The following is a 17350-nucleotide window of genomic DNA, read 5'->3' as shown; positions in this document are numbered from 1 at the left end:
CCCACGTGTTACTCACCCGTCCGCCGCTAACCACCGAAGTGGTTCGCTCGACTTGCATGTATTAGGCACGCCGCCAGCGTTCGTCCTGAGCCAGGATCAAACTCTCCAAAAAGAGTGATGATTAGCTCATAAAATAAAACGTTGGCTTCATTTCGTTAAGAAATGAATATTATTGTTTGTTGACGTTTTGTTTGTTTAGTTTTCAAAGATCAAACTACCAATCTACTGATTAGCAACAAAAATTATCTTAACATAATAATTTTTCAATGTCAACCTCGTTTTTAAATTTATCAACTTTCACTGTGTCGAAATATCAACTCGCAACGAGGACATTGATAATATTACTACCTAGTGAAGAAATCGTCAACTACTATTTTTTCCCGTTGTTTTATAGTGGCTCTTCTTTCTTTTATTATTTATGACACAAACAAATGGAGTCATGGGGAATTGCCAGTCTATTTTTAACTAGAAATTTTTCTTTTTTTCAATCCCAATTTGTTTTATTTTGCATTTAATAGGTAAAAATACTTTAGTAATTCTTACTATACAATGGAAATGAGGAAATGAGGGAATGAACATGACTCACTATAAAAAAGCGGAAGATAAGGGATTAATGAGTTCGGATAAGCAAGAGCAATCAGAAACAATCTCTGATCAAGACAGACCTCAAGAATTTGATGTTTTCGGAACGGCTTTAAATGAAATATAATAAATGAACCCTTTGTGGTCATTTCATACAAAGGGTTCATTTATTTTAACTTAATTCGAGACATACCGGACAATGGTCACTACCCATTATCTGCGAGTGAATTTGGGCGTCTTGTAGACGGTCCTTTAGTTTTTCAGAAACGATAAAATAATCAATCCGCCAGCCTATATTTCGCTCACGAACTTTATTCATGTACGACCACCAAGAGTAAGCCCCTTCTTGATCCGAATAAAAATGACGGTAGCTGTCGATAAAACCAGAACCAAGTAAGGTAGTCATTTTTCCCCGTTCTTCGTCAGTAAATCCTGAATTTCCTACATTGGATTTCGGATTTCGCAAATCAATCTCTTGATGTGCGACATTTAGGTCCCCACAAAGAATGATCGGTTTGACCGCGTCCAAGTCCTTTAAATAAGCAAGAATCTGATCTTCCCATTCTAATCTAAATGGCAATCTAGCCAAATCTCGTTGAGAATTAGGTGTATAGACATTCACTAGAAAAAAGTCTTCAAATTCTAAGGTGATAATTCTTCCTTCTGCCTCTGATTCTTCTTCTCCTAATCCGTATCTAACTGTAATGGGTTTTTCCTTTGTAAAAACAGCAGTACCAGAGTAGCCTTTTTTGATGGCATAATTCCAAAATTGATGGTAGCCTTCCAGTTCAAGGTTAATCTGCCCTTCCTGCAGTTTTGTTTCTTGAATACAGAAAATATCTGCGTCCATTTCATGAAAATATTCTAAAAAGCCTTTTTTGACACATGCTCGAAGGCCGTTTACATTCCAAGATATTAATTTCATTAATAAAATCCTTCTCCCTTTGTTTATCTAATCTGTCAGTTGCCATTTTATCAGCATAGGATGGTTAATGAAAAGTGATTTGAATTAATTCCTCTTCATATTCACATTATTTTCCCTTGATTTTTCTACAGGCTTTAATCTTAATATTGTGAGATTTGCTTGTGAGGAGAAAGCCCTTGTTTGTTCAACTAAAACGGCCGAAAGTTCAGTACATTCCTTCACAATTTTATCCGTCAATCTGTTTCGAGACAATTTAGTCTTGATCTAGTAACCTGGTTAGTAATTTTCTAACCAGGTTTTTTTAATGTGCTAGGCTAATATCTTGTCTTTATATTTAAAATATTTATTTTTTATTTCTTGTTACATTCCCCTTAATATTATTGAAAGTAACCTTCCCATCTCCAGTCTGAGTGATTTCTACATTTTTAGATACATCATTTAAATCAAGGGAACCGTCTCCAACATAAATTTTAGCTGATCCATCTATTTGATCGACTTTAATGTGTCCATTAAGGTTCATTATTTTTATATCTGAATGAATATTATGAAGGGATAGATTACCGTCTCTATTATTTAAATCAATGGGGCCATCTATGTTCATCGCTTGAATCTTCCCATTTTTATTATTTAGTGTAACCTTTGAACCAATCTCTCGAATTTCCATATCGCCATCCCTATTCTCGATTCGTACAGGTCCCTTTGAGCTTGATACATTAATATCACCGTTTACATTTTCAATTTCAATAGTGGAAGACACGTCGGATATACTAATATTTCCATCTCTATGGGATTGAATGTCTACCTGAAGGTGCTTTGGTATCTTAATTTGAAGGTCAACTGATCCAGAACCCGTCGCAAAAAATTGACCTTCAAATGTAGCAACTAAATAGGCGGTGTTTTTTCGTTCTTTTAAACTAAATTTAAGTTTATCCATACTGATGCCCTTAGCCTTTGCTTGTGCAGTGACCTCAATCTTTTCGGAGTTCGAATGGCCTACAATTTCTACCTCTCCATTTCTATTGTTAATAACAAGATTTGAAATATCTTTTACTGGCAGTTCAACTTCCTTCGTAGTTGATTTTTGTGTACACGCTGAAATAAGAGTTAACATAGATAGAATGACGAAAAACAGCAATAATTTTTTCATATATTCTCCATCCTTCCAGATTTAGATCTGTGACTTCCCTTTAGCTGTATTTTGCTAAGCTACGTCACGTTTGACAAAATTGGGGTATGATATCAGGTGGAGTATCAATAGATGTAAGATAATAAAGCCTACTGATATACCTAATGTCATTCCTTCAACTGAAGGTGTGCCGAATATGAATTGGGTAAGGTCTGTATGTGAAAAGACGAAATACTTCGTCCAATTCCATCCATTCATTGCAATAGATAGTATAAATCCTACTAATGTTACTAGAATGGAGATAACGATGGAAAATGTTGTACTCCTGAAGGCTGCGGAGATCATAAATGCCAATGTGATGGCCAGAAACAGAAACGGAATATTTAATAGATAACTACTTATCAATGCAATGAGGACAGGAACTCCTACAACAGTTTGATCCTTTACAAAAAAGTACTTATCACCTAATCCGTCCAACCCAAATATGAAACTACTAAATAAAATAGCCGTCAATATGCCAACTACTGTTAAAAAAAGCCCGAACAATATGGCACAGGTATATTTAGCAAAATAGATTTTCGTTCGACTAGCTGACTGGGTTAGTAAAAGTTTGATTGTTCCAGAACCAAACTCAGCTGCAACAATTTCCCCGCCTATAATAATAGCAATAAGTGACACTGCAAAAATAATATTACTTATTTGACCAACGGCAAAACTCCATGCATTTGTGTGTGGAGGAATATTCTTTTCTAAATAATATTGATTCTGTAACAATTTTTTCTTAACTTGTTTCTCTTCAATTATCAACGTATTTGATTTCTCTAATTCCTTATTAAGTAAAATATTCTCCTCTTCAAGCTTAGTCCTCCAATCTTTTCCGAAAGCAGTATCTTCTGATGTTTTAATATTAATAATCTGGATTAATACATACATTATGACTAATGCGACCATAACCCAAGTGCGCTTACGTTTATATATTTTCATATTTTCATTACGTATTAGATTCACTGGATATTCCCTCCTGTAATTTCGATAAACTTGTCCTCAAGTGTCTTTTTGACAGTTTGGACGTTATATACATTAATGCCTGCATCCATCAGCTTTTTACTTATTTCAGGTATGCGTTCTTTAGGAATGCGTACCTTAATTTGTTTTCGATCCATGATAATTGCTTTTCCAGACATTAAAGATTGAAGTACTTGTATAGCATAATCCGGGCGATCGACTTCAAATCCAACTTCTGAACATTCATCTTCCACCATGTCCGTTACATTATGGATGCCTATCAACTTGCCTTTGGTTAAAATCGCCACTCGATCACACATCATTTCCATCTCCGACATTAAATGGCTTGAGATCATAACTCCTACACCCTCGTTTTTTACGATGGATAGTAAATGTTCCCTCAATTCACGGATACCAGAAGGATCAAGTCCATTAGTTGGTTCATCTAGAATAAGTAAGGAAGGTTTATGAAGCAAAACAACAGCAAGACCTAGTCTTTGTTTCATACCAAGTGAATAGGTACTGACTTTATCGTTAATACTGTGCTCCATTCCTACTAAGGAGACAACTTCACTAATTCTTTTTCGTGTTACATTTGAATGCATTCTTGAAAAATGAACTAAATTATCATATCCAGATAAGTATTTATACAAATCAGGAGTTTCTACAATAACTCCAACCTGCTTCATTGCTTTCTCAAAGTGAAGAGAAGTGTCCTTTCCATTAATGAATACCTTTCCTTCAGTTTTGCTAACCAGACCTACTATCATACGAATTGTGGATGTTTTTCCAGCTCCATTGGGACCGAGAAGACCTAAAATTTCCCCTTTATCCATTTCGAAAGATAAATGGTCTACAATGGTCTTGTTCCCAATCTTTTTAGTAAGGTTACTTATTCGAAGTAACGACAATGACTTTCACTCCTTTTATTAGTAATTTGAATGAGATATAATTTATTTTGGAAGCGTCTCAGACAATCTCAATCTAACAAAGCAGCTGTCATAATCTCTAGTTACAAAATGTAATAACCTTGGTATGACATAGAAAACTTGCTTTTTTATATCATTTTAATCACATATATTTTTTAATTGATTGGAGCTGTTCGGATGCGTTTTTTCAAAAATCGATGGTCATGGCAAGATTGGTCCATTTTTACTTTACGAACGTTATGGATTATTTTAGTTATCATTTTTATGTATAGAGACAAATCAAATTTTTCTTTTTGGTTGGTTTGTATTCCTCTTCTCCTTTGCAGTACAATCCCATTTTTATTTGCTGGAAGACAATATTACCGATATTTGATAACTGAGTGTTTTGTCGCTGGTGGTTTTACCCTTTTTCTTGCCTATCATTTAGAGTTGCCTAGGTTATTTGCCCCAATCCTTTTTACAATGGCGTTCTATTCTCGAGGTAAACAACATTTATTTTCTTTTCCCATTTCTGTGATTTTGTTTATTTTAATTGCGGGTGACTCAGTAGTTTCATCACTAACAAGCCCCAAGATTTGGCAAAGCCTAATGGATGCACTTATCTTTTATGGAATTAGCTTCTCTCTACAAATGGGGGCTATCTCTATTAATGCAATTAAGCAAAAGCTAAAACTAATTGAAGAGCAATATTCGATTCTGGAACAATATTCATCACAAATCGAAAAAATGACTCTTCTGGAAGAACGATATCGTATGGCACGTGAACTCCATGATACGATTGGGCATTCCTTTACCTCTATGATTTTAGGAATGGAAACTCTGAGCTCTCATATTTCTTCAAATGAAGGAAATACCAAGCTACAAAGCATGATAAAACTTGCTAGAACTGGATTGGAAGATATTAGACGGCAAGTGCATCAAATGGATCCCTTAGAAGAAAATTTGCCATTAGGTCGTTCTCTTCTTCAAATCATTGAAGAATTTAAAACAAATTCAGGAGTACATGTAATTTTTCGTACAATGGGTGAACCTTATCCAGTTATGAAGCAGGCTAAGCTTACATTGTATCGATGCTTACAGGAGACTCTAACTAATGCTACCCGTCATGGTAAGGCTAGTTCCATTCAAGTTCTTCTACAATATGCCCCTGCTCAAATAATGCTACAGGTACAAGATAACGGAAAAGGAAGCGAAAAAATTCAATATGGATATGGACTTTCAAGTATGAGGGAACGTCTTACAATGTTACAAGGCAAGTTCTATATCGACACTCAGATGGATGAGGGTACAATTATAACCTGTATGATTCCAAATCAGACGAACGAGGGCAGTCATAAAATTAAAATTCTTTTAGTGGATGATCAGCCTCTAGTCCGCGAAAGTTTAAGGTTATTGTTGGGAGAAGAAAAAGATTTTCAGGTATTTATTGCTGGGAACGGAAAACAAGCAATTGAGGATTGCCAGAAAAATTGTCCCGATATTATATTAATGGATATTAACATGCCAGAAATGGATGGCATAACTGCTACAAAAGTAGTGAAAGAAACTTGGCCACATATACGTGTTATTATGATTACAACTATTGAGGATGTGTCTTATGCGGCGACAGCTCTGCGTATTGGAGCAGAAGGATACATTCTAAAATCCGTTAATCCAAAGGAATTGGCAGCAACGATTCGTCTAATTTATGGTGGTGGAACGATAATCACACAAGATGTTGCACAACAATTACTTGAAAATCAGATGGGGACTAAAGTTAAAAATCCTTATGAACTAACCGAAAGAGAATTGGAAATACTTCGTGGATTGATTGAGGGAACTCGTAATAAAATACTTGCTCAAAAGTTACACTTATCTGAAGGAACTATAAGAAACTACATTTCCACTATCTATTCTAAACTACAGGTACAAGGAAGAGATGAAGCTGTGGAAAAGGTGAAAAGAGAGAATCTAATTCAATAACTGTTCTTCCTCTAGTTTCATATCAACTACTTAGTTACTTGAAAAAAACTTGCTTAATTTTTATTAAAATTATCTCTTAACACCACAAAGAATATTGTTACTATACAAAAAGTTGCACCCCATACAATATAATCCTACCCAATTATTTTTATTAGATTCTATTATTGGAATTTTTTTCATGATAGAATCTTAATTTGTAAATTAATAGAAATTTAATTATTATTCAACTAAAGCCCCAGTTAGAGCTTAAGTACATTTCTTCACAAACTTTACTGAACAATAAAAGAAGGCTTCCGTAGTCTCCTTTGAAAGTTTACTAAAGATAGATGAAGAAGAAAACAACAATATTCTTTAACAGACATACATGCAAAAAAATTGGCACATCAATGAATGAAATAACAGTTATCCACAGTTATTTCAGGGTAGATCAAATAAATAAAAACAGGGCATAGGAAATCTCCATGCCCTGTTTTTTGGTTTATGAACTTTGTAGTCAGCAAGATCTTTTGTTTGCCGTTCAATGACAGCTTTGATCGTTAACTATAGCACTCCTTATGTCTAATAATTGGGGTGCAGCAAATAATACAGTTGCCTGCTTATAATTACGCATATTGCTTTAATTCTTCTTTTTGAAAAAAGCTCTTCATGGCATGAAATACATCTGACTTTTGTTTTAGAATATAATAACGGAGCTTCTCATCTTTCACATTTTTGTATGCTGACATGAGTGTACTGTGGCGATTGTATTGAATTAAAAAAGGCAACCCAAGGCTGCCTTTTTATGGAATGAAGTTTTTTTCGATCAGAGCACCCGAGAATAGTTCGGAGACAGGAACAATTTTTATATTTCGCTTCTTAAATTCATCCATTGACTGAAATATTCCTACAGAACATACCTTACCAGTTACACCAACATGACCAATGGCGATTCCTCTTCCTTTGATTTCTGTTACTTTGGCCAGTTGTACCATTTGTTTTCGGACATGAGAAGAGGAAGAGATATCATCAAGAAATACGTCTCGTTTTAAAAGTGGAACTCCCATTTCTTTTGCTAATTGTGGAAATTTTGATTTTGGACTGGTGCCACTATCGATAATGTACAGCCTTTTTTCTTTAGCAACTTCAACGATTGCCCGGACAATTTCTTCATTTTCTACTGCAAGTGATCCCATATGGTTATTAAGTCCAACTGCATATGGGACACTCTTGATGGCTTCATAGACACGCTGCTTTACCTCTTCCGGCCCCAGATCATTGGTTATTGGCTTAGGACCCAGCCAAGAGCGCTTTCCCCGTTTAGGTTCCATCGGTAAATGAATCATGACTTCAAACCCGTTTTGATGAGCCCATTCCGCATGTTTTCTGGAGCTTTCCGTAAAGGGCATGACAGCGGCAGTTATCGGAATTTCACCTTCCAAAAAGTCTCTTACTCCCCCGGTTCCACCGCCAAAGTCGTCTATAATAATAGCCGCCATCAGATTTTTAGGCACTGCTTCTTCAGCATGGACAGGGTGGCAAAACAAGTAAAGTAAAAAGGGCAACAAGAGAACAACTAATTTCTTCATATTTACCTCCAAAAGTGGAACGTTTGAAGATATTTTTCCCTAAGTTTTCTACTTTACAAATAAAAAAAGAAGGCTGTTCATAAGCCCTCTTTCAAAACAAATTATTCAGCGTCAAAAACCTTAACTTCCACCATTTTATCGCCGTTTCTCATATTTTTCGCAGTGTCTAGTCCGGAAGTTACCTGACCGAAAACTGTATGAACACCGTTTAAATGTGGTTGTGATTCATGAACGATAAAGAACTGGCTGCCGCCTGTATCTCTTCCCGCATGCGCCATAGAAAGTGATCCAGGAACATGCTTATGTGGATTTCCTTCCGTTTCACATTTGATTGAGTAGCCAGGACCACCCATACCAGTTCCAGTAGGGTCGCCTCCCTGACTTACGAATCCAGGAATGACTCGGTGGAAAATAACGCCGTCATAGAAACCTTCGTTTGCTAATTTTTCAAAGTTTGCAACTGTGCCTGGTGCTTCATTTGGGAATAGATCGAATTCGATTTTTTCGCCGTTTTCCATTACTATGTATCCTTTTTTAGCCATTTTCATCTCTCCTTATGTAAAAATCATTTTTATCATACACTTTTCAAAGGAGAAAAGAAAGTATTGGGGCTTTTACCCATTTATATTTTCACTACAATCGTGTTACAATAGTAGTACCCCTTCCGAACATTCGCTTGTTGCGGGACACTTAACCACTGTACGGACGGAAGGGGTACGAAAGCCGAGACTTATGCCTCGGCTTTTTGTATTTTATTTAAGAAACGCGAAAGTGCATATATAAACATTAAAAACAGTAAATACCCATAAATGGAATAGGAATGCTGCCAGTTTTCAGAGTGAATAAACAACCCAAATTCCTCAGATAATTTTTCAAAAATCGGAACTAGTAAACTGATCAATAAGATGATTCCTGCTTTTCCCCAGTTATTCACTTGTGAAAGAATATGAAGAAAAACGATAATAAATAATGGCAGGATGATTCCGGTAAAGCCAATGTTAAAAGAAAAAAGTTCAGGGAATGGTCTAAAAGGAAATTCATATATCCCCTTGGTAACGAAGTAATGATCTAAATAAGTAGCAATAAATGTGGCAATGATCGCACATACCACATAGTTCTTATTCCAAAAAGTTAATCGTTTTTTTGGCAACTGCGGCAATTTCGAGCCGTTCAAGTGTTTTACAGTATTCATTCTTAATCTCCCCATTTATCATTTCATCATCTTCGATTAAATAATCCACAACACGCCAATCCTCAAACCAATCACCTTGTTCTGCTTCTGGTTGGCTGACATTTTTCCAAGCATTTTCAAGAGTTGGGCTGTAAAACCGTCTTGCCCCTTTTCTCAGTTGACAGGATTTTAACCGCAGCGGATAAGACAATCCCGGAATCCCTTCGTGTACATGATTGAATATATGTGGCCAATAATCCTTTCGCGATCCTGTGTGCGGATGACCTTTTGCCCACTCTACTGCTCTTTTTAGAAATGCTTGATCCTTAAATAAAATAGTATAAAGCCTTTTTCCAAGCAGAATGCGTTCATTTACTGATTCAAATTGGTGCAGGGTCTGTCCCTTAAGATCACCCTCGCCATGGGGAAATAATATATGATTAAATGAAAGCCAATCCTGTAAATAAAATTCGAATTTATTCAAGACGTCCTTTTGATAAACCGAATTTTGCACGACCCTTTTCTCAAGATAGCTTTGCTCGTTGATGACGAGAGCGATGCAGTGAATATAGCGATCTTTCTCCTTCCAAAAATGATTCCAAATGGATTCCATAAAGGTGGACACGTTTAAATAGGATAATAAATAAAACAACGGTTTATGTTGCCGTAAGCTTTCCTCATACACTAGGAATTGCGGGTACACATCCTGAAAAATCAGCCAATTCCCCCGCTCTAAAAACGAAAAAAACTTATTACGATCTCTTATGGACATTAACCGTGATAACAGTTCTCCTTTTAAATCGGTCATGTTATATCCGCCATTGCGCGACACCATGTGCCCCAAAAAAGCCCACTGGATCTCAGGGTGCTTCAAGTAGAATTCCAAATAAGCTTTTGTTCGAGTGACATTGTTCAAATTCAATTCCTTTGTTTGATTTCTAATTTTCTCCAAAAGCTTTCGATCATGTATCGTCAAATGATGTGAGATTCCTGGAGAAATTTTGTTTTTCCTTTTTAATTCATCCCTTATGCGCTCAAGGAGTGACAACTCTCGGTTTCTTTTAAAAAAATCCACAGTTTCCCTCCCTTATGAATTCTCTTTATGTCATAGGAATATGTATAGCCTAGAGGATCTTTTTGGGAGAGGAAGGATATTCAGGATGACTGATGTGAAAGCAAGTATAGATTGGATTTTGGAGCAGCTAAAAAAGGAACAATCTCCCGATGGCTCATGGGCTTATCCATTTGAGACCGGAATATCTACAGATGCATATATGATTATTTTATTAAGGACATTGGAGATACATGATGAAGAATTAATTAAGGGGCTCTGCAAAAGAATTCTAAGTAAGCAGGAAAGCAACGGGGCATGGAAGCTATTTTATGATGAAGGGAAAGGGAATCTTACTGCGACTCTGGAGGCCTATTACGCCCTACTCTTTTCAGGCTATTATCCGAAAGAGGACAAACGGCTACGGGGCGCTAATAGATTTATCTTGGCAAATGGTGGGATTAGTGAAGTAGGTACCTATACCAAAATCATGCTGGCCTTAACCGGGCAATTTCAATGGCCTTCATTTTCACCACTGCCGATAGAAGTAATACTTCTGCCGCAAATATTTCCGATCAACTTTTATTCTATTTCGGTATTCGGCAGAGCCAACCTAACCCCCATTATGATTTTGGCCGCAAAAAAATTTTCCATTAAGACAGCCAAGACACCAGATTTATCTGATTTGCATCTGAACCGAGAGTACGAAGATGACTGGGTTCGTTCATCGGAGTGGCGCTCCCTGTTTAGTTTTATGGAAGAAGGAGTAAAAAGCTTAGTGGGGATTCCCCATGAATTGCGGAGTTTGGCCATAGAACGAGCTAAAAAATATATGTTAGATCGAATTGAACCAGATGGTACTTTTTTAAGTTATTACAGCTGCACCTTCCTAATGATTTTCGCTTTGCTATCACTGGGGTATAAGAAAACGGACCCTGTCATAACAAATGCCATTGAGGGAATTCAATCGATGAAATGCGACATTAATGGGCTCCCACATATGCAATATACAACTGCAAATGTGTGGAATACCTCATTAATTAGTGTTGCGCTTCAATCCGCAGGAGTTCCAGCTAACGACCATATGGTGGAAAATGCTAACCAATATCTACTTAACCACCAACATAAGAAATTTGGTGATTGGGTGGTTCATAACCCAACTAGCCTCCCAGGTGGGTGGGGATTTTCCGATGTGAATAACATTTTGCCGGATGTAGATGACACAACAGCCTCCCTCCGCTCCATTTCGAGAATGGCTTCGGAACAATTAACTTCTTGGGAACGGGGAATTGATTGGACCTTATCGATGCAAAATGATGATGGCGGCTGGCCAGCCTTTGAAAAAAATACGGATTCCAAGATATTAGAATACCTCCCGCTTGAAAAAGGAAAATTTTTGCTATTGGATCCATCTTGTGCTGATTTGACGGGGCGCACACTAGAATTTTTCGGTAATTATACAAACCTTCCTCACAACCATTCTGATCTCAGTAAAGGGGTAAAATGGCTGCTAAAAGACCAGCGTAAAGACGGCTCCTGGTATGGCAGGTGGGGAATTTGTTATACGTATGGAACGTGGGCTGCTGTAACCGGATTAGTAAGTGTTGGGATTTCGAAAACAGATCCTAGTATCCAAAAAGCCCTCAGCTGGATGAAACAAATTCAAAACCCAGATGGAGGTTGGGGTGAATCTTGTCACAGTGATACCCGAAACACGTATGTCCCGCTCCGCGCCAGCACTTTAACTCATACCGCATGGATGCTTGATGCGTTAATGACGGCTGCTGACCGACCAACTCCGGAAATCCAAAAAGGAATTACTTATTTAGTAAATTCACTGGAACGTGAAGATTGGACTGTGGATTATCCGAAAGGTCAGGGTATGGGCGGAGCTTTTTACATTCACTATCACAGTTATCGTTACATTTTTCCGTTAATAGCCTTGGCTCATTATCAAAAAAAATTTGGAAAGGTGTAACTTGCGATATGGGATCGATTATTTGCGAAAATGATCCATTTGCTTGCGAAAACTCAACCTTTACTTGCCAAAAGGCAAAAAACATCGACGGATTACTGAAACCGTCGATGTTTTTTTATAAAAATTTATTCAACCCTTTATATATCTCAACCATTTCCTCCAACCGCATTCGAACCAAACCACTTGAAGATGGTGCTACAAAATCAACCGTTCCAGGGATAACTGCTTCTTTCTGAACTCCCCATGGGGCTGTTTTTCGACCGCTAAATTGCTGGTACACTCCCTTCCCGACATAACAAACCACCTTAGGTTTTAGCTGGGAAATTTTCTGTTTAAGTATTTCCCTACCCTCCTGATATTCTTCCTTAGTGATTTCATCAGCAGCCTTGGTCGGTCTTTCAACAATATTTGTAATTCCATAGCCGACATCCAATAACAGGTCATCTTCCTTTGCTCCGAATTTCCTAGGAGTCAGCCCGGATTCATGAAGAATTCTCCAAAACCGATTGTTGGGATTGGCGAAATGATGCCCGGTTTCACTTGAACGAATACTTGGATTAAAGCCGACAAATAAAATCTTTAAACCCTCTTTTATACGATCATTAACTGGATTCATTAAAATACCCCTACCTTTTTTTCCATTTTACCATAACCATTTCAGATTCTTTTCAGTGTTATCGTCTAAACTGCAAGAAAAGAACAAAGGAGTGAATGAAAATTGCTGAAAAAATGGAAAAAAATTACCCTTGTCCTCACCTGTGTTTTAGCTGTCTTTCCGCTAGGTAAAGTAGCCTTGGCCGATGATGATGACGACGATCACGAAAAGCACGAGTATTATCAAAAAGAACATCACGAAGATGCCGCCGATGATGAAACCGAATGGAAATCCACGAACCAAGAAGTCATTACCACTCAAACAGACTACTGGTACATTTGGTCCAAACAACCAAGAAACACAGCTGATCATCCGCTTCCAATCGAAACTCCTTCAGAATTATTGGTTTCAGTCAATAACACTGAAAAAAGGATTTACTTTATCCCCCAAGATGGACAATTACTGGTTTCAGCGGAGGTACTCGGGCAGCTTCTAGGAGCGGACACCCATTACTACCCGCAAAGCCAAATTTGCAGCATAAACAAAGGAAATCAGGAATTAATCGTTAAGGTCGGTTCAAATGCCGCTTACGAAAACCAGCAAAAAACACCAATGCCTGTCCAAGCTGCCGCAATCGAAAATTCCATTTACATCCCAATTTCCGTGGTGGCTAATGCTCTTGGTTATCGAGTAAACTGGGACGGAACAAAACAATTGATCTTTTTACAATCTATTTAAGGAAGGTGAAAAATCATGGCCAAATCAAATAAATCAAAGTGGATCATTGGGGTGACAGGCACTGCCCTATCTGCCTTTGTTATTTCCCAAATTGGTGGAACTCAAACGAACCAAAACCAACATACTTCGAATCCAGTTGTCACTAAATCCATGAGTCTTGAAGAGAAAAGATATGCTCAATTAGACTGGTCCAATTATGAAATAAACGGTGTTTCTGGAGGTGCCGTGTCAAGTGATCGCCAAACCAGCCGTTCATGATGATTTAGATATTTTAGCTTTTGAGGCAATGAATACCAACTTTTATATTGCAGTAACCGATTGTCAACTTAAAAATTGGAAGGATGTCATTGGTGATTGGATCAAATACGTTGAAAATGATTGGTCCCGCTTTAACTCGGAAAATGAACTGGATTCATTAAACAATCTTCAACCAGGTGAAACCATCCCTATTTCACCTCCGTTACTAGATGTCTTGTCACGAGCAGAAAATTACCGTGGTCTTACAAACGGGCTCTTTTCACCTTACTTGCTAAGGCAGTTACAATATCACGGATATGGCCACTCGTTCCCTTTCCAGTCCAGTGTACCTGCCACCTGTGAAATGCCCCGACTAGATGTTAACAGTATTGCTCCTTTTAAACTTGACTCCAATGCCGGAACAGCGACCAGAATTTCAGACGGACAGCTTGATCTTGGCGGCATTGGTAAAGGATACGCGGTTCAAGCATCATCACGGTGGTTAAAGACGATGGGAAAAGCCTCCTCCGGGATCGTGGATGGCGGTGGTGATATGGATATCTGGTCGAATGGAGAAAGGGAGTGGAAAATCGGTGTCAGCCATCCGAATAATCCCAAGAAGGAAATCGCGCAATTCTCCATCAAGAATGGAGCAGTTGCCACCTCTAATGTAGTGTACCGAAGCTGGATGCAAGGAAACGAGAAAAAGCATCATTTATTAAATGGAAAAACAGGACTCCCGATTGAATCTAATTTGATTCAAGCAACCGTTATCACTGAGCACTGCCTTGATGCAGAAGTAATGGCAAAACTTTGCTTTATGGAAAGCGGACAAAATCTTTTGAATGTGCTAGCAAATATATCTCCAAATTATTCGATACTTTTAGTAGATCAAAACCACCAGATAACCACCCTTGAAGGGAGCGCTTCTTAAATGAATGACTATTTGTCAACATGGACATTGATTCGTGCCTCTGGTTTCCTTGCCTATTATTTACTGACTTTGTCACTTGGTATAGGGCTCTTAAGCACGATCTCCATTATGAAGAAAAAGAAAGGTATACTTATACAGCTTCACCAATTTAGTGGATGGACAGGGTTCCTAACCATTATTTTTCATATATTACTTCTATGGCGTGATTCATACGCCCCTTATTCGTTAGCTGAGCTGTTTGTCCCGTTTGGTGCTAAAAATGAACCACTGCTTTCTGGATTAGGCACCCTCTCATTTTATTTATTCCTCATTGTATTGGGTTCTGGAGATTTTTTCATGAAGAAATTAGGAAAGCTTTGGAAAAGGATGCATATGCTAGTTTTTCCAGCATGGTTATTGATGTGTATACACGGAATGGTGATCGGAACCGATTCTTCTGAACCATGGGCATTATTGATTTACACCATCGGAATTTCCTTCATTTTAGTGCTAGGTTTCCTTAGAATCGTGGATAAAAAAATCCTAAAGCAAGCAGCAAATTCTAAATGAAAACGACAGTTTCCAATTCGATCCTGTCGTTTTTCTTTAAAAAGTAACGGTAAATACACTCCCTTTTCCAAGAGTGCTATTTGCGGTGATTTTTCCACCATGTGCAGTCACAATGGCATGAGCAATAGACAAGCCCAATCCCGCCCCGCCTTTTTCTCTTGTCGGATCCGTTCTATAAAATCGTTCAAAAATAGCAGGCAGCGCTTCAGCCTCAATGCCGCATCCGGTGTCTTCAATGATAAGAATCTTATGATTCATTTCGGACCTTAGTGTCAAAGTGACTTTTCCTTCATTTGTATAACGAAAGGCATTATCCAACAATATATAGATTAATTGTTCTATTCTGACTCTATCACACATAAGAAAAATGCCCTCTTGGATATGCTGCTCAAACGTAATATCCTTCGAGATGGTTCTAGAAAACCGTTGATAAATAGACACGGCAAGTTTTGATAAATTAATTTCCTGCCATTCCAAATTCAATTGCTCCTGATCACTTCTTGCCAAAATCAGTAAATCATTTACAAGCTTATTCATTTGGTGGGCCTCGATTTTTAAATCTTCAAGCACTTCATTTCCAAGCGGACTTAAGCGACCCTGTTCTTCCCGCATTAACAAATCAATAGAACTGTAAAAAATGCTTAATGGCGTCCTTAATTCATGGGAGGCATCTGAAACAAACTTTTCCTGTTTATCAAAGGCTATTTTAATTGGCTTCATCGCTTCACCGGCAAAATAATATCCAACAAAGGCAAAGATGACACTAAAAAGGATGGTTAACAGAAATAAAATCCAAGTAATTTTTTGAATAAGATGCTTCTCAGCCGTGATATCCATTCCAAGAAGGACTTGTCCCTTATCTCCGAGCGATTCTTTCATCAAAATAAAATGCTTTTCTCCCCAAGTCATTCTTTCTGTTTCGAAATCAGTTCGTAAATATTGCTGCTGTTCGATCCACTGAAACAGGCCTTTATCCGTTTCTTCTCCGCTAATCAAGCCCCCATTACGATTGTACACGTAATAAAAGATGTTTCGATTTGGTTCATAGTCGATATCGTGGTGTTCCTTTTCAGCGACATCTTCATAAAAATCATCTATTTCGCGATTGAAAAAAACCTCTAATTGGTCTGCCTCTTTCTCATTAATCTCTTTCGAAATCAAGAAGTATAATAAACCGATAAATGATATGAGCAATAGGACTAACGAAAGGGTATAAACCACAATTAATTTAGCCTTTACACGGTTAAACATAAGTGTTTCTCACTTTATAGCCAATTCCGCGAACATTTTGAATAAAGGAAGGAAATCCTGGTACATCGATTTTTTTTCTAACCAATTTCACTAAGGCATCCAATGCATTGTCTGATACTTCGGAATCATAGCCCCACAGTTTTTCGAACAATACTTCTCGAGTCATTACCTGGTTTTGATTCCTCATTAACAATTCAAGAAGCTGGTACTCCTTTTTCGTCAATTCAATCAAATGATTCTGTCTAAATAATTCATGGGTATTTAAATTTAGAACAAAATCCCCAATCGTGATCAATTCTTCAACAGGTTTCTCTTTTCTACGACTAATGGCACGAATTCTCGCCAAAAGTTCATTAAATTCAAAGGGCTTGACAATGTAATCATCTGCCCCGGAATCTAATCCGGTAATGATGTCATGATTGGAATCTTTAGCCGTTACAAATAATATACCACTATGGATTCCTTTGTCCCGGAGTCTTTTACAAACCGATAACCCCGTTTCACCAGGCAGCATCCAGTCCAAGATAATAATGTCGTATTCAGAAAATCTGGCGAGTTCATACGCTTCCTTTCCATTTTTAACCCAATTCACAAGATGAAATTCATTTTTTAGTAAGTGGGTCATCAGTTTTCCCAGCCGCTTATCATCCTCAGCCAATAATATATTCATGTTGACCTCTCCATTTCAAAAATTTCCCTTTTACTATCATCATAGCAATCATTTCTGAAAAAAGAGTGAAGGAAACGTGAAC

At 37.6% G+C, this 17350-nt stretch carries 18 protein-coding genes, 1 rRNA gene and 1 pseudogene; 7 read left to right on the top strand and 13 right to left on the bottom strand.

The window, feature by feature from the left end; translation table 11 throughout:
- Positions 1-112 (bottom strand): 16S ribosomal RNA (locus tag ACI3K6_RS17660); the annotation flags it as partial.
- A gap of 465 nt (positions 113-577) precedes the next feature.
- On the opposite strand from ACI3K6_RS17660, the gene ACI3K6_RS17655 reads away from it, so the two are divergent.
- A complete protein-coding gene (locus ACI3K6_RS17655; RefSeq protein ID WP_435555875.1) occupies positions 578-709 on the top strand; it encodes a hypothetical protein in 132 nt (43 codons plus the stop codon).
- A 45-nt stretch (positions 710-754) separates the two neighbouring features.
- On the opposite strand, the gene ACI3K6_RS17650 is transcribed toward ACI3K6_RS17655, so the two are convergent.
- From ACI3K6_RS17650 to ACI3K6_RS17635, 4 genes are all read right to left on the bottom strand, one after another.
- Positions 755-1507, bottom strand: a complete 753-nt coding sequence (locus ACI3K6_RS17650) for an exodeoxyribonuclease III (RefSeq protein WP_435555874.1) — start codon at positions 1505-1507, stop codon at positions 755-757.
- A gap of 343 nt (positions 1508-1850) precedes the next feature.
- Positions 1851-2654 (bottom strand): DUF4097 family beta strand repeat-containing protein, encoded by an 804-nt coding sequence (locus ACI3K6_RS17645; protein ID WP_435555873.1) that lies wholly within the window; start codon positions 2652-2654, stop codon positions 1851-1853.
- 54 nt (positions 2655-2708) lie between these two features.
- Positions 2709-3641 carry an ABC transporter permease gene (locus ACI3K6_RS17640; protein WP_435555872.1) on the bottom strand — a complete coding sequence of 311 codons (933 nt, stop codon included), beginning with the start codon at positions 3639-3641 and terminating at the stop codon, positions 2709-2711.
- Positions 3638-4549 (bottom strand): ABC transporter ATP-binding protein, encoded by a 912-nt coding sequence (locus ACI3K6_RS17635; RefSeq protein WP_435555871.1) that lies wholly within the window; start codon positions 4547-4549, stop codon positions 3638-3640. Before ACI3K6_RS17635 ends, ACI3K6_RS17640 begins: the two co-directional genes overlap by 4 nt.
- Before the next feature lie 195 nt (positions 4550-4744).
- Between ACI3K6_RS17635 and ACI3K6_RS17630 the strand changes: the two genes are divergently transcribed.
- A complete protein-coding gene (locus ACI3K6_RS17630) occupies positions 4745-6529 on the top strand; it encodes a response regulator (RefSeq protein ID WP_435555870.1) in 1785 nt (594 codons plus the stop codon).
- A 602-nt stretch (positions 6530-7131) separates the two neighbouring features.
- Here the strand turns inward: ACI3K6_RS17630 and ACI3K6_RS17625 are convergent.
- The 5 genes and pseudogenes from ACI3K6_RS17625 to ACI3K6_RS17605 form a co-directional block, all read right to left on the bottom strand.
- Positions 7132-7278: pseudogene (locus ACI3K6_RS17625) on the bottom strand (sporulation protein YhbH); the annotation flags it as partial.
- A gap of 30 nt (positions 7279-7308) precedes the next feature.
- The gene (locus ACI3K6_RS17620; protein WP_435555869.1) at positions 7309-8094 is read right to left on the bottom strand and encodes a divergent polysaccharide deacetylase family protein; all 786 of its coding nucleotides are present in this window, start codon (positions 8092-8094) and stop codon (positions 7309-7311) included.
- Positions 8095-8195: 101 nt separating this feature from the next.
- A complete protein-coding gene (locus ACI3K6_RS17615) occupies positions 8196-8636 on the bottom strand; it encodes a peptidylprolyl isomerase (protein WP_335475270.1) in 441 nt (146 codons plus the stop codon).
- 188 nt (positions 8637-8824) lie between these two features.
- Positions 8825-9286 carry a CBO0543 family protein gene (locus ACI3K6_RS17610; RefSeq protein WP_335475268.1) on the bottom strand — a complete coding sequence of 154 codons (462 nt, stop codon included), beginning with the start codon at positions 9284-9286 and terminating at the stop codon, positions 8825-8827.
- Positions 9213-10340, bottom strand: coding sequence for a DUF2515 family protein (locus tag ACI3K6_RS17605; RefSeq protein ID WP_435555868.1), 1128 nt, complete (start codon positions 10338-10340; stop codon positions 9213-9215). Before ACI3K6_RS17605 ends, ACI3K6_RS17610 begins: the two co-directional genes overlap by 74 nt.
- 85 nt (positions 10341-10425) lie before the next feature.
- On the opposite strand from ACI3K6_RS17605, the gene shc reads away from it, so the two are divergent.
- On the top strand, positions 10426-12294 hold the full coding sequence (gene shc, locus ACI3K6_RS17600; protein WP_435555867.1) for a squalene--hopene cyclase: 1869 nt from the start codon (positions 10426-10428) through the stop codon (positions 12292-12294).
- Positions 12295-12409: 115 nt separating this feature from the next.
- On the opposite strand, the gene mug is transcribed toward shc, so the two are convergent.
- Positions 12410-12910 (bottom strand): G/U mismatch-specific DNA glycosylase, encoded by a 501-nt coding sequence (gene mug, locus ACI3K6_RS17595; protein ID WP_435555866.1) that lies wholly within the window; start codon positions 12908-12910, stop codon positions 12410-12412.
- Between the two features lie 102 nt (positions 12911-13012).
- Here mug and ACI3K6_RS17590 point away from each other — a divergent pair, with 102 nt between their 5' ends.
- Genes ACI3K6_RS17590 through ACI3K6_RS17575 form a run of 4 tightly spaced genes read left to right on the top strand, consistent with a single transcriptional unit; the run spans position 13013 to position 15347 of the window.
- A complete protein-coding gene (locus ACI3K6_RS17590; RefSeq protein ID WP_435555865.1) occupies positions 13013-13627 on the top strand; it encodes a copper amine oxidase N-terminal domain-containing protein in 615 nt (204 codons plus the stop codon).
- A 15-nt stretch (positions 13628-13642) separates the two neighbouring features.
- Positions 13643-13885, top strand: coding sequence for a hypothetical protein (locus ACI3K6_RS17585; RefSeq protein WP_435555864.1), 243 nt, complete (start codon positions 13643-13645; stop codon positions 13883-13885).
- Entirely contained in the window at positions 13860-14798 is a 939-nt protein-coding gene (locus ACI3K6_RS17580; RefSeq protein WP_435555863.1) for an FAD:protein FMN transferase, read from the top strand. The genes ACI3K6_RS17585 and ACI3K6_RS17580 overlap by 26 nt, the downstream gene beginning before the upstream one ends.
- Positions 14799-15347 carry a ferric reductase-like transmembrane domain-containing protein gene (locus tag ACI3K6_RS17575; RefSeq protein WP_435555862.1) on the top strand — a complete coding sequence of 183 codons (549 nt, stop codon included), beginning with the start codon at positions 14799-14801 and terminating at the stop codon, positions 15345-15347. It abuts the gene before it with no gap.
- Between the two features lie 36 nt (positions 15348-15383).
- On the opposite strand, the gene ACI3K6_RS17570 is transcribed toward ACI3K6_RS17575, so the two are convergent.
- Together ACI3K6_RS17570 and ACI3K6_RS17565 are read right to left on the bottom strand one after the other, a co-directional pair.
- Positions 15384-16598, bottom strand: coding sequence for a sensor histidine kinase (locus ACI3K6_RS17570; RefSeq protein ID WP_435555861.1), 1215 nt, complete (start codon positions 16596-16598; stop codon positions 15384-15386).
- Positions 16591-17268: a response regulator transcription factor gene (locus tag ACI3K6_RS17565; RefSeq protein ID WP_435555860.1), complete on the bottom strand. Its 678-nt coding sequence runs from the start codon at positions 17266-17268 to the stop codon at positions 16591-16593. The genes ACI3K6_RS17570 and ACI3K6_RS17565 overlap by 8 nt, the downstream gene beginning before the upstream one ends.
- Between the last annotated feature and the right edge of the window lie 82 nt (positions 17269-17350).

The sequence above is a fragment of the Neobacillus solisequens genome (genome assembly GCF_051233465.1).
In the GTDB taxonomy this organism is placed as follows: Bacteria; Bacillota; Bacilli; order Bacillales; family Cytobacillaceae; genus Neobacillus.
The sequence above is the reverse complement of the archived record's forward strand: the minus strand, read 5'-3'. Positions and strand labels throughout refer to the sequence as shown.

Coding starts and splice junctions, on each gene's coding strand:
- ACI3K6_RS17655 (WP_435555875.1), top strand. CDS start 578: ATGACTCACTATAAAAAAGCGGAAGATAAGGGATTAATGAGTTCGGAT.
- ACI3K6_RS17650 (WP_435555874.1), bottom strand. CDS start 1,507: ATGAAATTAATATCTTGGAATGTAAACGGCCTTCGAGCATGTGTCAAA.
- ACI3K6_RS17645 (WP_435555873.1), bottom strand. CDS start 2,654: ATGAAAAAATTATTGCTGTTTTTCGTCATTCTATCTATGTTAACTCTT.
- ACI3K6_RS17630 (WP_435555870.1), top strand. CDS start 4,745: ATGCGTTTTTTCAAAAATCGATGGTCATGGCAAGATTGGTCCATTTTT.
- ACI3K6_RS17620 (WP_435555869.1), bottom strand. CDS start 8,094: ATGAAGAAATTAGTTGTTCTCTTGTTGCCCTTTTTACTTTACTTGTTT.
- ACI3K6_RS17615 (WP_335475270.1), bottom strand. CDS start 8,636: ATGGCTAAAAAAGGATACATAGTAATGGAAAACGGCGAAAAAATCGAA.
- ACI3K6_RS17610 (WP_335475268.1), bottom strand. CDS start 9,286: ATGAATACTGTAAAACACTTGAACGGCTCGAAATTGCCGCAGTTGCCA.
- shc (WP_435555867.1), top strand. CDS start 10,426: ATGACTGATGTGAAAGCAAGTATAGATTGGATTTTGGAGCAGCTAAAA.
- mug (WP_435555866.1), bottom strand. CDS start 12,910: ATGAATCCAGTTAATGATCGTATAAAAGAGGGTTTAAAGATTTTATTT.
- ACI3K6_RS17585 (WP_435555864.1), top strand. CDS start 13,643: ATGGCCAAATCAAATAAATCAAAGTGGATCATTGGGGTGACAGGCACT.
- ACI3K6_RS17575 (WP_435555862.1), top strand. CDS start 14,799: ATGAATGACTATTTGTCAACATGGACATTGATTCGTGCCTCTGGTTTC.
- ACI3K6_RS17570 (WP_435555861.1), bottom strand. CDS start 16,598: ATGTTTAACCGTGTAAAGGCTAAATTAATTGTGGTTTATACCCTTTCG.
- ACI3K6_RS17565 (WP_435555860.1), bottom strand. CDS start 17,268: ATGAATATATTATTGGCTGAGGATGATAAGCGGCTGGGAAAACTGATG.